Annotated in this window: 12 protein-coding genes and 1 pseudogene; 5 read left to right on the forward strand and 8 right to left on the reverse strand. The window is 43.0% G+C overall.

Annotation, left to right across the window (positions count from 1 at the left end; genetic code table 11):
* Positions 1–325: 325 nt before the first annotated feature.
* The gene (locus LC574_RS06010; protein WP_229452024.1) at positions 326–1,021 is read right to left on the reverse strand and encodes an SAM-dependent methyltransferase; all 696 of its coding nucleotides are present in this window, start codon (positions 1,019–1,021) and stop codon (positions 326–328) included.
* 216 nt (positions 1,022–1,237) lie between these two features.
* Entirely contained in the window at positions 1,238–2,488 is a 1,251-nt protein-coding gene (locus LC574_RS06015; RefSeq protein WP_229452025.1) for an iron-containing redox enzyme family protein, read from the reverse strand.
* Between the two features lie 276 nt (positions 2,489–2,764).
* Here LC574_RS06015 and LC574_RS06020 point away from each other — a divergent pair, with 276 nt between their 5' ends.
* Positions 2,765–3,049 carry a hypothetical protein gene (locus LC574_RS06020; RefSeq protein WP_229452026.1) on the forward strand — a complete coding sequence of 95 codons (285 nt, stop codon included), beginning with the start codon at positions 2,765–2,767 and terminating at the stop codon, positions 3,047–3,049.
* Here the strand turns inward: LC574_RS06020 and LC574_RS06025 are convergent.
* From LC574_RS06025 to LC574_RS06035, 3 genes are all read right to left on the reverse strand, one after another.
* The gene (locus LC574_RS06025; protein ID WP_229452027.1) at positions 2,941–4,611 is read right to left on the reverse strand and encodes a penicillin-binding protein 2; all 1,671 of its coding nucleotides are present in this window, start codon (positions 4,609–4,611) and stop codon (positions 2,941–2,943) included. The genes LC574_RS06020 and LC574_RS06025 overlap by 109 nt on opposite strands.
* The gene (locus tag LC574_RS06030) at positions 4,611–4,793 is read right to left on the reverse strand and encodes a hypothetical protein (RefSeq protein WP_229452029.1); all 183 of its coding nucleotides are present in this window, start codon (positions 4,791–4,793) and stop codon (positions 4,611–4,613) included. The genes LC574_RS06025 and LC574_RS06030 overlap by 1 nt, the downstream gene beginning before the upstream one ends.
* A gap of 234 nt (positions 4,794–5,027) precedes the next feature.
* Positions 5,028–5,726 carry a hypothetical protein gene (locus LC574_RS06035; protein ID WP_229452031.1) on the reverse strand — a complete coding sequence of 233 codons (699 nt, stop codon included), beginning with the start codon at positions 5,724–5,726 and terminating at the stop codon, positions 5,028–5,030.
* A gap of 498 nt (positions 5,727–6,224) precedes the next feature.
* On the opposite strand from LC574_RS06035, the gene LC574_RS06040 reads away from it, so the two are divergent.
* Both LC574_RS06040 and LC574_RS06045 read left to right on the forward strand, forming a co-directional pair.
* Positions 6,225–6,446 (forward strand): hypothetical protein, encoded by a 222-nt coding sequence (locus LC574_RS06040; protein ID WP_229452033.1) that lies wholly within the window; start codon positions 6,225–6,227, stop codon positions 6,444–6,446.
* Between the two features lie 825 nt (positions 6,447–7,271).
* Positions 7,272–7,604: a hypothetical protein gene (locus LC574_RS06045; protein WP_229452035.1), complete on the forward strand. Its 333-nt coding sequence runs from the start codon at positions 7,272–7,274 to the stop codon at positions 7,602–7,604.
* A 43-nt stretch (positions 7,605–7,647) separates the two neighbouring features.
* On the opposite strand, the gene LC574_RS06050 is transcribed toward LC574_RS06045, so the two are convergent.
* Positions 7,648–7,806 (reverse strand): hypothetical protein, encoded by a 159-nt coding sequence (locus tag LC574_RS06050; protein WP_229452036.1) that lies wholly within the window; start codon positions 7,804–7,806, stop codon positions 7,648–7,650.
* Between the two features lie 26 nt (positions 7,807–7,832).
* Here LC574_RS06050 and glgB point away from each other — a divergent pair, with 26 nt between their 5' ends.
* Positions 7,833–10,124, forward strand: a complete 2,292-nt coding sequence (glgB, locus tag LC574_RS06055; protein ID WP_229452037.1) for a 1,4-alpha-glucan branching enzyme — start codon at positions 7,833–7,835, stop codon at positions 10,122–10,124.
* Positions 10,125–10,831: 707 nt separating this feature from the next.
* Here glgB and LC574_RS06060 read toward each other — a convergent pair.
* The gene (locus LC574_RS06060; protein ID WP_229452038.1) at positions 10,832–11,590 is read right to left on the reverse strand and encodes a D-Ala-D-Ala carboxypeptidase family metallohydrolase; all 759 of its coding nucleotides are present in this window, start codon (positions 11,588–11,590) and stop codon (positions 10,832–10,834) included.
* Positions 11,591–12,175: 585 nt separating this feature from the next.
* On the opposite strand from LC574_RS06060, the gene LC574_RS06065 reads away from it, so the two are divergent.
* Entirely contained in the window at positions 12,176–12,406 is a 231-nt protein-coding gene (locus LC574_RS06065; RefSeq protein WP_229452039.1) for a DUF6737 family protein, read from the forward strand.
* A gap of 610 nt (positions 12,407–13,016) precedes the next feature.
* Here LC574_RS06065 and LC574_RS06070 read toward each other — a convergent pair.
* Positions 13,017–13,220 (reverse strand): annotated as a pseudogene (locus tag LC574_RS06070) (hypothetical protein); the annotation flags it as partial.

Genomic DNA, 13,220 nt, shown 5'->3' on the forward strand with positions numbered 1-13,220 from the left:
GGGGGTGTACCTCTTGTCCTCCAGGATGTGGCGTGCCAGCGCCTCGCGCGGCGCAACCATGCCGTACCTTGAACCAATTTTGAGCGCCAACCCCATCTCTCTCTGTACCTGAACCAACTTCAGGCTTTCCTATTTTGTCGTTCGGTGCTGTTGTAATTTTATTTGCAGCACTCAAGCGCCAACCTCACTCTAGCAGTGCAGTCATACAACAAAAACTGTAGGTAAACAAAGTGATTACTTGAGAATACGGATTGATTTAACTAATTCTGCAAGTCCCCATCTTCAAGGTACTCCTAAGATGGGGATTGCATAAGCGTATTTGTTTTCACAAACTAGTCATAACCTGAGCCAATTGATTAGATAAATCAACTACAGAGTCCTGGCATTTGTTAAATAAAACGCCAGCTAAAAAATAATAATCACCAGAGTAAAATGCCATGTTGTTTTTTCGGAGTTCTTCTATGTGGTTTTTTACCTTGGGATCGGAGCTATAGTAGCCGAACTGTAAAGGTAACACCATGAAATTTTGAACACTATAACCATTTTCTTTTGCTAAGTTCAGCGTACTTGTTGGATTAGAAAAGCTGGATATTAAAACCAACACATTTTCATAACCTAACGATAAAAGATCGTTGGTAACTGTGGCTCCATCTATGCCCCCAAATAAGAGTGGCATATAAATATCATTATCTGGTGCGGGGAGATACGGCGGATTGGCTACAAGATACTCGGCATCGGGTTGAGAAGAATTAAACAAACATGAATTATGGATTATGTATTTATTAGTGAGATTATATTCATCGATAGTTGAATTTGCGACTTTCCATGCAGAGGTATTTAACTCAAATCCTTGAATTACGCCATCAAACTTGTTTTTCAATAAAGAATTAATTACAGGGCTACCATCTCCTGAGCCAAACTCCACAATAGATTCGTAGCTTTTGCAATTTCTGATCACAAAAGTGTCTAAGCAGTTTGAGTAGAAATTAGATTCTTCAGGGCAAAAAAAGATGTCTTTCATTTGATTGCACTTCAAGGTATAAGGTATAATCAATGTAATAAGAGGTTATTTACTATCTTAATATCAAGACAATAAATAACTCTTCCTTTAGTAAAGAAGTTATTACTAAAGAAATTGGATTTTAGGTAGATTAGCAATAGAATGATTTAGAAATGTGAAATTATAAACGCCAGAAAGAATCTGCCATTTTCTAATTTTTTAGATTTCTTAGATTAGTCAGGTGGATTGTTTTGCTTCACGTACTGATCGCACAACAGCACTACCCGCGCGATCGCCCATTAGTTTCTCCTGGTCATACCCAAGCACTAATTCCCAGGCATCATTGGGATATCGTTCTGCCAAAGGCAAAGCCACATCATCCAACATCCAACGGCCGTGACGTTCATCTTCCCTGATGTGCAGTTCCCAATAACCCATCGCCGCCTCTGACAGTCCCAATCGTTGCGCCGCCGCCAGATAGTTTTTGTAAGCCGCAGGGCCAGCCACCTCAAAATATGTCAACGCACCACAATAACGTAGGAAATAGCGTTTGCGATCGGTCGTCAGAAAGTTATGATTAGCGCAAGCTAGGACTTCCCAAGGTACTAAATCGAAGTATCCTTCTGGTTCAGTGTTCATCCCAAACTCAGCCAGCATTTGAGCAAAAAATGTAGAGTGCTTGCGGGATAAACGACCATTGCCGTATTCTTCTAGTAATACTCGCACCAGCGTACACTGCATTTCATTAGCAGCACCACCCAATACGTAGCAAAGACGACTACCTTCAACTAAGCCATCAAAGGAGCCGATCGCTAGCAGGTGACGATAGCCAGATTCAGTCATTTCCTCCCGAATGTAGCGGCTACTCTCCGACAAAAGCGGATCTAAATCGGCAGATGCGCGCTCAATTAAAGCTTGTTTTACATCTAATTGTTGCAGTGCAGCCACATCCATTTGTGCCAGTTCCCACTGTTGCCAAGCAGCTTCAATTTGGTCACGACATAAGGACAAGTAAAGCGATCGCTCATTGGTATAGTGCCGCAAATCGTCATACCAAAACAGCTTTAGCCGATTAATTCGATAAAGTATCCGTTGAAGAAAACGATGAGCCTGTTCATCAAAAGCGGCGGGAAACTCCATCCCCTTGTGGGTGGAGAGGGATAGCCGCCCCGCCGCTTGGGGCATTGGGCATTGGGCATTGGGAATTGGTAATTCTTCCCCATGCCCAAAAACTCCATCCCCTTGTGGGTGGAGTTTTTCATCAGAGCGATCATTTTTATAGGCAGCGCGAATTGACCTTGAGAGCGCCTGTTCAAACTCAATAGCTATTTCGGGTTTTACATCTAATTGATGATCCAAATCCTCCATTGCTAGCAGTTCTATAAATTGCTCCTCAGCACGGTCGTACTTGGTAATTGTTCCTTCTTCTGTTTGCTTACTCTTTTTCGCAGCCCCAGCGTTAGGAAATATAACTAAATTGCTTTGCATGGAATCTTCGTTAGCATTGGAAAAGTGAGAAATTAGTTTATCTCTAATACTTAACTTCCCACACGAGTAGCTTTCTGTACTCTTTCCCTGGTTATAAAGAAAAATTAAGTCTAGGGGAACACAGGAAAAGGGGCGCTTTGCTGGGGGCAGGGGGAGCAGGGGGAGCAGGGGGAGCAGGGGGAGCAGGGGGAGCAGGGGGAGCAGGGGGAGCAGGGGGAGCAAAGAAGAATGATTTATAACTGTATTTGGTAAAAATTAAAATTTGGGAACGAGTCTTTGATACTCGTGAATGAGTCTTTGATACTCGTGAATGAGTCTTTGATACTCGTGAATGAGTCTTTGATACTCGTGAATGAGTCTTTAATACTCGCCAACGAGTCTTTGAAGCTGCTCCCCCTGCTCCCTGCCCCCTGCCCCCTACTCCCCACTCCCCACTCCCCACTCCCCACTCCCTACGGCACTTCCTTCTGCTGCTCGATCGCCTTAGGCGGAATCTCCTCAAGAGGAATGAGTGCTTCGATTACGGATTTCACAATTGGGGCGGCGACAGTAGAACCATAAGCACTTTCTCCTTTTGGCTCATCCACCAGGGCGAACACTACATACCGAGGAGATTCCACTGGCAAAATAGCCACGAAGCTGGTCATTCTAGCACCCTTGATGTAACCACCATTCGGACTAGCTTTTTGGGCTGTACCAGTTTTACCAGCAATGCGATATCCCGGAATTTGTGACGCCTTCCCGCTACCTTCATCAACAACAGTTTCCATCATTTCCACAACCTTTTGGGCTGTTGCGGCTGAAAAAATTTGGCGGGGCATGGTGTGAGTGGGTGAATCATGTATTTGCCCTTTACTATCAATCAGCCCTCGCACTACATGAGGTGTTACCAATTTACCGCCATTGGCTAAAGCACCGTGCATTTGCACCAGGTGTAACGGTGTCATAGAAAAGCCTTGTCCATAGGAACTAGTAGCTGGTTCTATTGGCGAAGCAATAAATTCTTCTTGACTTTTGAGCCGCCCACCAACTTCAAAAGGTAAATCTGTATCAACTTTTTGTCCTAGCCCCAAGCGTTCTAGCCAGTTGTAATAGATTGAAGGCTTTAAGCGTTGGATAATTTGCACCATGCCAATGTTGCTGGAATATTGCAAAATCTGAGCGATGCTGATTCGCCCATAACCATTATTCATCGCATTTTTGATGGTGTAATTAGCTACTCGAATAGAACCGGAGTCATTAAACATATCATCTGCTTTGATGACGCCATTTTCCAGAGCGATCGCTACATTCAAAGGCTTAAAAGTCGATCCTGGTTCATAAAGATCCGCCACCGTCCAGTTTTTAAATAGGGAGATATTAGCTTTAGCGTATTCATTAGGGTTATAAGTAGGCTGAGAAACGAGGGCGAGTAAGGAACCATCCAAGGCATCCATCACAATTACCGCTCCACGTTTAGCCTCAAACTTATCCATCTGTTGTTTGAGTGCAACGCGGGCAATTCGTTGCAGACGGCTATCAATAGTGAGTTGCAGTCGCAAATCATCAAAATGCAAAAAACCTTCAGGGGCATGATCCGGCATCAAGGCCCCATTACCCGACCGACTGAGGCGCACCGTTTGCACAGGACGTTCTAGCAACTTTTCTTGAGAGTATTCCACACCTGCTTGACCACGGCGGTCAAGATTCACGTAGCCCACCACATCAGAAACCAAATCGTCTGGCGGATAATATCGGGAGTATTTTTCAGCCCACTCCAAGCCATTTAAGCGTAAAGAGATGACGCGATCGATAACTTCTTCCGGGAGGGCTGGGGCAAGTATAATTCCGCTTCTTTTGCTTTGAAAAGTTTTTACCAATTCAGCAGTATCTTTTGCCAATATTGGGGCAAGTCGCCCTGCCATATCTTCATTAGACTTATCAAACAGCTTGGGATGAGCGTACAGAGTATATACAGGAAGGTCAATCGCCAACAAATTACTATTGCGATCTACCACCGGGCGACGGGGCATAAAAGGTCGCAAATCCACCATTTGCTGGTTTCGCGCTTGCTGTGTTAACTTTGGCCCCTTGACAATTTGTAAATTATACAATTTAACACCCAACCCCAACCCTGCTGCCATTAATACGCCCCATACCATAAACAGTCGGGACTTGGTGTTGGATGTTTGGTCTTGGATATTAGAGGCAAATGTCCCCAACAATCCAGAACCCTTCTGTCGCCTTTTAAAGGCTGGATTCCGAAACTTTCTGTTTGTTCTGCTTGGTGATTTTTGCATTGGGTTTGTCCTTTGTCATTAGTCATTAGTCATTAGTCATTTGTCCTTTGTCTTTTAAGTTCTCTTCCTCCTTGGAGTTGGCATCATCACCTAAAACCGACACTCAGACCTCTTTGTTTGTCTGAAACTAATGACCAATACTTCGACTCCTTTCGACTTACTTCGACTACGCTACCTCGGCTTTGCTCGGCACAAGTCAGTACAAGTCGCTCAAGGCAAGTGCGAGAGTACAAGTAACCAATGACCAATGACTCTTAACCTTAATACCCCAGTGGCGAGAGTGTTTGCTGTTGCGTTTGGGAATTTGGCGTTGTGTTAGACGATGCTGGCTTAGGACTACGAGATGCTGGAGACAAGAAAATCATCCCTTGAGGAGTCGGCGAAACCAGCCCTGCTGTTGGTTGTTCTGCTTCTTCAGCAATTTTATTTGTCAGCGTCGCGTTGGTTGTCGTTAGTAGCCGCTCATGACGTTGGAGGTTTTGCAGTCTGCGATATGACTTACTCCAAAGCTCTTGGGAATATACCGTCCAGCCATAAACAGCAAGTGTCGATGCTACTAACAAGAACGCCAAAACTGTCGAATAACGGTGAAAACTGTACAAGCGCAGCAACCACAAAGGTGCTGCTCCAGAATTCGGCATTATGGGAAAGCGAAGAAAACCTACCCCTGGAGTTTTCTGGTTTGCACTCGACTGCTCATTAAAATTTAGCACTTGTTGTCTACCCAACTGTTTCACCGATTTGGGCATACCTGCTTTATTTATCGAAGAAACCGCTAGATTTTTCGAGGAACGCTGTCGTCGTTGAGAGGATACTGGTGCAGCTTGGGCAGCAGGTGTAGAAGCGCTTTGTGCTGCTGATTCTATACGTGCAGAACGTCGCCTCCCTAAAGAAAGGATAGAATCTCGCCCGAACCAAGTACCCCTTGTAGAAACAGCAGATTTACGAGCAACTACCATAAATTTTTTAGATGGGAAATACTGTACTTTAGATTGATTGTCTTAATTGTCTGTTTTTGCTTAGTTAAAATCGCCTTCTGTGCATCAAGCACACATAACAGACTATACCCTTTTAACTGTCTGATAGATAGCTATACCAATTGCATCCTCTAGATATTGCAAATTTGCAATCAGCGATTAGCAACTGGACAGCTTGCCCTTTAGATATTGCACCTAAAGTATGACAACGCGGGGCAGCAAGGTGCAATACTCCAGTAAAAAATAAATTTTTTGCTATGATAGCTCGGTTTGCTAGAAAATTTGGTAATTTCCGTTTTGCTCCTGAGTTAAGAGAAACTAATCAGATGGCTGTATGATACCTAATCCCAAAAAGAATACCCCCAAAGGATTGTTTTTTTTAACTATGTAATCTCGTAGCATTTAAAAAAAAGCAATAAATACGGTATCGTATTCAACAGGCGAAAAATTGTTCTAGCCACAATTGGTGAAAGAGGAGTTATGAAAACAAAAATCTTTGGTTTGGCTGTAATCTTAAGTCTGGCTACAATTCTCGGAGCCTGTGAAGGCGGTGGTGATGCTGGTGGTGGTGGTACTACTAGTACCCCAGCGGCTACAGGTGAACCAACTGATGCACCTGCTGGTGGATCGTCTACACCTGCTGCTACTCCCACAACTACTCCCGCAACTACTCCCACTGCTAGTCCCACTCCTACTCCTTAATAGGGCATCAATCAGCTTTAGTTTAAATCATGCCCAAAATACCTTAGTGACAACGCTCGTCACCACATAGCTTGAATTAATTAAGTTCACGTAAAAACCTGTATTTTTCTGTTGGTGTATCAGAGCCTAGACTTTGCTTGAATATCAGCTAAGTAGGGCAGCAAATAAAGGACACTGGTGATGAGGATTACCTCGTCAACCATGTGTCCGCTTCAAATCCTCGCCTGATCAGAGAGGCTCTTGAGCAGGGAGCAGGGGAGAAAAATGCTGGAATTGCCCAGCAATAGAGGGTTTCAAGCACTTAAATTTATTTATGCTCAATGTTAAATGTTTATTTTGAGCGGAAAGTGCCACAAGAAATAATGCGTCATTGTTTCAGCAGTCCTAAATTTATTTGTGGGATTCTCCCCCAAGCTTTGTTACCCTTTTTCCCTTTCCTCTTCTGTGACTGAACCTTATTCCAAGTCAAAGGGAGTTGAGTTCTGTAAATCTAAGCCATCTTGTAGGCAAAGTACTTCCCTGGTTTAGTTAGGACTTACGCACACTCTACGAATTCTCGGCGCTCTTGGCGTCTTGGCGGTTCGATAAATTAAGCTTTTTAGCAATTTTTGCGTAAGTCCTATTAGTGTTTGGAATGGCTTAGACTACTGAGTTTTGAGAAGGCAAAACAATTCATCGCAATCGCTGGCAATTGCTGTTGGGCATTCACTATTAGAAGAGACCTGGTAATGTCCTTTGATATTGCCAGATTTTTATTGGGAAAATTTTTAACTTTGGGAATGGAAAAAACAGATTTTCATCCTGCGTTGTGAACGCAGTTCAAAGATGGGAAGAGTTAAAGCGATAAAGGCAATAAAATTACTGAGCTTAATTGTGATTAGTGGAACCTTTTTTGTGTTAAGTAGCTCTTGGCGATCGCCGATAATAGCATTACCACCACCAGAGGATATACCAGAAGAAATATTACGCACTAAGATTATCATAGAAGCGCGATCGCCTATTGATGGAAAATCCCTAACAGCTGCCGAATATATTCAATTACAAGCGCAACTCCAACTTGCCCCGCCCCCAAAACTAGACCCCAAAATTCGGGAACAGATTTTCTTGCTTCGTATACGTAAAACCTTACTCCAGTTTTTCCCATTTTTAAATTTTTGATAAATTCGTCATTAGTCATTAGTCATTAGTCATTAGTCATTAGTCATTCATCCTCTGTGCAATGCCCTATTCCCCATTTCCCATTCCCCACTCCCCACTCCCCACTCCCCACTCCCCATTCTGATGTAGGATAACGATGGCGACAAAATTGCAAATAAATGTAAAGAATATATATAGATATTAAAAAAGTAGATTTAGTCAATCACGTTATATCACTTAGGTAGCTTCATGTCCATGACCACGATCGCCCCTGAACAGGTTAACAGCATCGTTTGGAATCAGCATAACGATCCGTTTGAAATACTAGGTTCTCATCCCATAGAACAAGACGGCAAAACCGTCTGGGCTGTGCGGGCCTATCTACCAAATGCAAGTGCAGCATGGGTGGTTCTTCCTGAACAACGCAAGGAATACCCAATGCAAACAGTGCATCATCCCCACTTTTTTGAATGCACGATTGACACTCCAGAATTGGCAAACTACCAGTTACGGATTAAAGAAGGGGAACATGAGCGAGTCACTTATGACCCTTACGCTTTCCGTTCTCCCCGCTTGACAGACTTTGACTTGCATTTGTTTAGTGAAGGCAATCATCACCGGATATACGAAAAACTGGGAGCGCACCCCACGGTAATAGGAGGCGTTAAAGGCGTTTATTTTGCAGTTTGGGCACCTAACGCTCGCAACGTTTCATTGTTGGGAGACTTCAATTTCTGGGATGGGCGTAAACACCAGATGCGTAAAGGCCCCACCGGGGTTTGGGAATTGTTTATTCCTGAAATCGGTGTGGGAGAGCATTACAAATATGAAATCAAAAATTTTGAAGGACATATTTACGAAAAATCTGATCCCTACGGTTTCCAACAAGAACCCCGCCCGAAAACGGCATCCATTGTCACTGATTTAGATGCTTACAGTTGGAATGACGAAGGCTGGATGGAAAAGCGCCGTCACACTGACCCCCTTACCCAGCCCGTCTCAGTCTACGAAGTGCATTTAGGCTCTTGGTTACACGCTTCGAGTGCCGAACCTGCTAAACTGCCAAATGGTGAAACTGAACCTGTAGTTATTGTTTCCGAACTGAAACCGGGCGCACGCTTCCTTACCTACCGGGAACTAGCTGACCGACTCATTCCTTATGTCAAAGAATTAGGATACACCCATCTAGAATTGCTGCCCATTGCGGAGCATCCCTTTGATGGCTCTTGGGGTTATCAAGTAACTGGGTACTATGCCCCCACATCTCGTTTTGGCAGCCCCGAAGATTTCATGTATTTTGTTGACAAATGTCACCAAAATGATATAGGGGTAATTGTGGATTGGGTTCCCGGTCACTTCCCCAAAGATGGACATGGTTTAGCTTTCTTTGATGGTAGCCACTTGTACGAACACGCTGATCCCCGTAAAGGCGAACACAAAGAATGGGGTACTTTGGTGTTCAACTACGGTCGCCATGAAGTTAGTAATTTCCTCGCAGCAAATGCCCTCTTCTGGTTTGACAAGTACCACATTGACGGGATTCGTGTTGATGCTGTTGCCTCAATGCTCTATAACGACTATTGTCGCAAACCAGGAGAATGGCTGCCCAACCAGTACGGCGGCAGAGAAAACCTAGAAGCAGCAGATTTTCTGCGTCAGGTAAATCACATTATCTTTAGCTATTTCCCCGGTATTCTTTCAATTGCTGAAGAATCTACTTCTTGGCCAATGGTATCTTGGCCTACCTATACAGGCGGACTGGGCTTTAACTTGAAGTGGAATATGGGCTGGATGCACGATATGCTGGATTATTTCAGCATGGATCCTTGGTTCCGCCAGTTCCACCAAAACAATATCACCTTTAGTATGTGGTACAACCACAGCGAGAACTTCATGCTGGCTCTGTCGCACGATGAAGTGGTGCATGGCAAGAGCAATATCATTGGTAAAATGCCAGGGGATACATGGCAGAAGTTAGCTAATGTACGTTGTTTATTTACCTACATGTTTGCTCACCCAGGCAAGAAAACCATGTTTATGAGCATGGAGTTTGGGCAGTGGAGTGAGTGGAATGCTTGGGCAGATTTGGAGTGGCATTTATTGCAGCATGAGCCGCACCAACAGTTAAAAACTTTTTTCCAGGATTTGAACCATCTCTACCGTTCTGAACCAGTTTTGTACACCCAGGATTTTGCTGAACCTGGGTTTGAGTGGATTGACTGTAGTGACAACCGCCATAGTGTAGTTTCCTTCATTCGTAGCGATCGCGATTCTGATGATTTTGCGATCGTCGTTTGCAATTTTACACCGCAACCTCATTCTCATTACCGCATTGGTGTACCGCAAAAGGGATTTTATACTGAGTTGTTCAATAGTGATGCGCGTAAGTATGGCGGCAGCAATATGGGCAACTTAGGCGGTAAGTGGACGGATGATTGGTCTTTGCATAGTCGTCCTTATTCGCTGGATTTGTGTTTACCACCTTTGGGTGTGTTAATTCTCAAGTTGGATAAGAAAAAGACTGCTGAGGCATTGCAATAAAAATTAAGTGTGGGCCTCTAGCCCGCCTTTAACCAAGGGCGGACAAGATGTCATTGGTGTCAACTTACAGCATTTTTCAGGTATTTAGACCACAGATGAGAGGGGAGTAGGGAGTGGGGAGTAGGGAGTGGTGTAGTTCAATTACTTGAAAAGCGCTGTAAAACAATTCGCAATGACGCTCGTTTGCCTTTGGCGTCTCACGCCACTTGCTCCACTTGGGGAAACCCCAAGACCGCAGTGGCTCCCCTTGGGGGAAGACTCGCTAACGCAACGCTTTCGCAATTCGCAATTACGTTTTGTGACGGGGATTTAGATTTAGGCTTCCATTCGCGCTGCTTGATAGAAGCTCTTTACAGTAAATTAAAGGGTTTAAGACCCGCAACGTCAACACATAGTTCAGTTTCAGTCGGGGTTTAAATCCCCGTCTGAAACTCTCTTCAATTTTGAATTTTGAATTTTGAATTTTGAATTTTGAATTTTTAATTAAACCTCCACCACTTGTTAACGTGAAACCTTTGTTAAGAGGTGATATTAAATCAGTGAACAGTCAACAGTTATCAGTTATCAATTCTTAACTGATGATGCGGATACTTGATAACTGTTGAGTTCATTCACTTACCATTACTCACCCCACCCCGGTTTTGTCTAAAGCCAAAACTGCTTAGGGAATGAAACAGCCCTGATGGAGACATCATCGGCGATCCTGCTTAAGGATAATCAAAAACTACGCGCGAGCCAGGACGCCAATCACAATGCACAAAACCTCTATGCATTCCTCTTCCCAATCCCGTGCAATCAGAAGCGCGACAAACTTGAAATAAACGCTGCAAGTTTCCATCAAGGGGCGCAAGATCGATTGCTAGCCCTTGGATATGCTGAGAATTGCGAGCGCCTTTTTGCTCCCGATTAACAACAGGTGGACGATAACCAGAATTAATCTGGATTGCACTACCATATTTATCACGAATTTTACCAAAACCTTTTGCTGCTTTGATAATATTGTTAGCGATCGCGTTCGACTCTGGAACTCTGGTACATCCCTTGGTGAACTCTCCCCAAGTTAAAGGGATACCAGTTACTATCAATTGATTCTCGTAAACAATAGTTCCATTTGGTAACTTCATACTCCTACCAGTGTTACTACCTTTACTTGATTCAGATATAGGTTCTGACCGATCATTTTGTTCACTGACTTGATGCTCCTCTGCTATCTCTAGTAATGCAGCAGCTGTGGACGCTCCTAATAATTCTGGAGAATCTAGCCAAACACTCTCTTTGAATTTTGCAAACGCTTTTTGGGTTACATCGTTTATAATTCCATCAACTTCACCTGTGTAAAGACTATTCTTTTTCAGTAAAATCTGGATTTCTTTGATGGTATCAGCATCAGATTCGGCGAGTTTGATTGTGGTCTTAGTAGACTGAATTTTTGTTAAATTAGTAAATTTGCCTAAAACAGTTGCCATTAATGCATCTCCTATAGTTGCAGCTTTGAGGATAGAAGCTTCAGTTTTTATTTAGTACGGCTTATGTGAGTTGGAGTCTGGAAAGGCGTAAATACTGGTCTGTCAACCCAAAAATGACGGGTGAAGGTGGGGAGTAGGGAGTGGGGAATAGGGAGTGGGGAAAGAGTTTTTTGTGTTTCTCAAATGTCTTGATATCCGTCAAAATATATTTGACACACTAATACGTTAACATGGCTAAACATCTTGGCTAAACCATAGCCTGAAACCCTTGCTATAGCTTGGGCGTTTTTAATTCACATAAGGCGTTTAGTAATACCCAGAAACTCCTGCTAATATTCATATTAGTTTCAGAATACAACTATAATAGTCCCCTTAGCGGTAATATTATATACAGTCTAAATATAGCTTAATACTTTTTTTTGGCTTAAGGGGTAAAATGATTTCAGATTGCTGTAATTCAAGCTGATATTAGAAGAGAATTGGGTAGATAACTGTTTTCCTTAAAGAGAGCGATCGCATTTTTTTTGCTGTGATTTACCCTAAAAATTGTTAAAAGAAAATTTGGAGTTTTATTAAATAAAATCAATGTCTGAACAAAAATCCATAAGTCCTTGGAACTACAAACCTTGGTGGTGTCAACCCTGGTCTATAGTTCTCACAGGTGTAACCCTGATTGGTGGTAGCTGGTTACTATTTAAAACTATCTGGCTAACAGTTCTCGTTTCTATCCCTGTAGTGACGTGGATGGGATTTTTTGTGTTGTTTTGGCCACAACTAATGATTCGCAGTGGAATTTTGGAGTCGTACAAGGACTAATTCGAGCTTGATGTGTTAATGTAAATTCCTCCAGGGAAAAAAAATTGTTTCACCGTGTTAAGAGATTTAGCAGCAAAGTTACGTGCAGCAGAAGAGAGAAGTTTCTTTAACGATGCATAAGGTAATCGGCATTTAAACTGCAACATAGCTACTATTCCCCTTGTTTTTTATCTTTCGATGTTACTTAATAACTAGCTCACCCTAATTCAAAATAAATCATGAAAGCCTCGCGCTATTTTAGTCTGGCTTAGGCTCAAAGATTTAGTTTATAAAACTGATCAAACAATAGACCTCTTGCAAAAGTCAAAAATCAGGAATGTCATTTTGAGCGGAACGCAGGGGAGAGAAGAATTTCACCAGATGTTTAGCTCCGCTCAAGATGACAATTTAAGCATTTATGCAAGAGGTCTAATCTATCAAATTAAACATGGATTGTGATCAAATTATTTAGTTCAGCAACTAAAACGTCCGAATATTCCCATGTTTATCGTCTAGTTGTTTGGCACGCGGCGCGACTACATTGCGCCATTGCTTGTGACAGTTGCGTAAGTCCTGGTTAAGCAGATCACTCGAATCTATAAAGAGCTAGATCGAGAGTACCTGCTAAATTTCAAGAATAACTGATGTCTAGAGAAACAGTAGCTTCTATCGTCTGAAGACCACCAATTATAGGAATTGTAGTGCTTGCTGCAAAACCCCTATCTGCTGCTAGATTAAACACCAAAGGAGATGGGCTAGGATTGTCAGCTGAATTAATATCAATGTCAATAATTTCTCCGGGGGTTAACTGCAAGGCACTAAAAACAGCCCCAGC

The organism is Nostoc sp. CHAB 5715, from assembly GCF_020829685.1.
In the GTDB taxonomy this organism is placed as follows: Bacteria; Cyanobacteriota; Cyanobacteriia; order Cyanobacteriales; family Nostocaceae; genus Nostoc.

Excerpts from the sequence above, each read along its gene's own strand:
- LC574_RS06010 (WP_229452024.1), bottom strand. The coding sequence starts at position 1,021 with ATGAAAGACATCTTTTTTTGCCCTGAAGAATCTAATTTCTACTCAAAC.
- LC574_RS06015 (WP_229452025.1), bottom strand. The coding sequence starts at position 2,488 with ATGCAAAGCAATTTAGTTATATTTCCTAACGCTGGGGCTGCGAAAAAG.
- LC574_RS06025 (WP_229452027.1), bottom strand. The coding sequence starts at position 4,611 with ATGGCAGCAGGGTTGGGGTTGGGTGTTAAATTGTATAATTTACAAATT.
- LC574_RS06030 (WP_229452029.1), bottom strand. The coding sequence starts at position 4,793 with ATGACTAATGACAAAGGACAAACCCAATGCAAAAATCACCAAGCAGAA.
- LC574_RS06035 (WP_229452031.1), bottom strand. The coding sequence starts at position 5,726 with ATGGTAGTTGCTCGTAAATCTGCTGTTTCTACAAGGGGTACTTGGTTC.
- LC574_RS06040 (WP_229452033.1), top strand. The coding sequence starts at position 6,225 with ATGAAAACAAAAATCTTTGGTTTGGCTGTAATCTTAAGTCTGGCTACA.
- LC574_RS06045 (WP_229452035.1), top strand. The coding sequence starts at position 7,272 with ATGGGAAGAGTTAAAGCGATAAAGGCAATAAAATTACTGAGCTTAATT.
- glgB (WP_229452037.1), top strand. The coding sequence starts at position 7,833 with ATGTCCATGACCACGATCGCCCCTGAACAGGTTAACAGCATCGTTTGG.
- LC574_RS06060 (WP_229452038.1), bottom strand. The coding sequence starts at position 11,590 with ATGGCAACTGTTTTAGGCAAATTTACTAATTTAACAAAAATTCAGTCT.
- LC574_RS06065 (WP_229452039.1), top strand. The coding sequence starts at position 12,176 with ATGTCTGAACAAAAATCCATAAGTCCTTGGAACTACAAACCTTGGTGG.